The sequence below is a fragment of the Sandarakinorhabdus sp. genome (assembly GCF_040398645.1).
GTDB lineage: Bacteria > Pseudomonadota > Alphaproteobacteria > Sphingomonadales > Sphingomonadaceae > Sandarakinorhabdus.
In genome coordinates, this window is sequence record NZ_JBBATR010000127.1 from 1 (window position 1) to 1,034 (window position 1,034).

The following is a 1,034-nucleotide window of genomic DNA, read 5'->3' on the forward strand; positions in this document are numbered from 1 at the left end:
CCATTGCCGTGGCTGTCCTGCGCAAAATGGCAATCCACGCACTGCATGCCCACTTCGGTGTGGATATCCATCAAATGCACGGCCTTGCCGGGCTGGCCGGGGCCGGGCACGGCAGCGGGCTTGACGAATTGCGGCACGCCCGTCTTGCGGAATTTCTCCGGATCATTGGGATCAACGATGTGCGCGGTATCAGTGCCCCAGCTGGCCATGTTGCCGCCGGCGTCGAGCAGATTGCCTTCACGGTCACGCTTGTAGACAGCGCGGAAATTCCAGCCGTGGCCGTGATAATCGGCCATCTGCGTGTCTTTCATGGCGCCGTTGCGATCGTTGACGGTGCGCAGGAAATCCAGGTCGCTCCACGCCCCACGCGCTGCTGCGCCCTCGGGATTGCGTTGGTTGGTTTCGTGCACCTCGGCAGCGGTGGGATAACGCTGCTGCTTGAACAGGCGCTGATATTCGGCGTCGCTCATGCCCGCCGGCTTGGGATAGGGATTTTCCGGCCCCGGCCACATGCGCGGCGCGTCGCTTTCGTAATCCCACATCGTGTAGCCATAATAGGTGTTCACGAACATGTTGGGCTGGTGCATGTGGCAATTCATGCACAGGCTGGACGGCATGGCCCGGGTGAAGCTGTGCTTGAGCGGGTGGCCGCTTTCTGTCTTGTTGATGGTCGGATCGGCGCTCTGGCTTTGTCCGTCACGTCCGGCGGCGGCGTACACGCTGCTGTGCCGCACTTCACGATCGTTGGCATATACCACGTGGCATGATCCGCAGCCCGAGGTGCGATAATCGCCGGGCTGGTCGTTGGTGCCCATGAACCAGGTGAAGGGATCGTTCAGCCGGGTCTTGTGGATGTTGATCACCGGCACCGCGATACGCAGGCCGGTGCCGGGTCCGCGGTTGGACTGGCGGATGTCGGGCCGGCCAGGCTCTTCAAGGCGCTGGATGGAACCAAGGCTGTTCGGCAGGCCGATTTCCGGGAAATTGCTGTTGATGTTGCGGCCGCCGCGTTCGAACACGCGGAAGATATCGCC

At 62.3% G+C, this 1,034-nt stretch carries 1 pseudogene; it reads right to left on the reverse strand.

What is annotated here, in order from left to right:
* A pseudogene (locus ABWP50_RS13550) lies at positions 1 to 1,034 on the reverse strand (hypothetical protein); the annotation flags it as partial.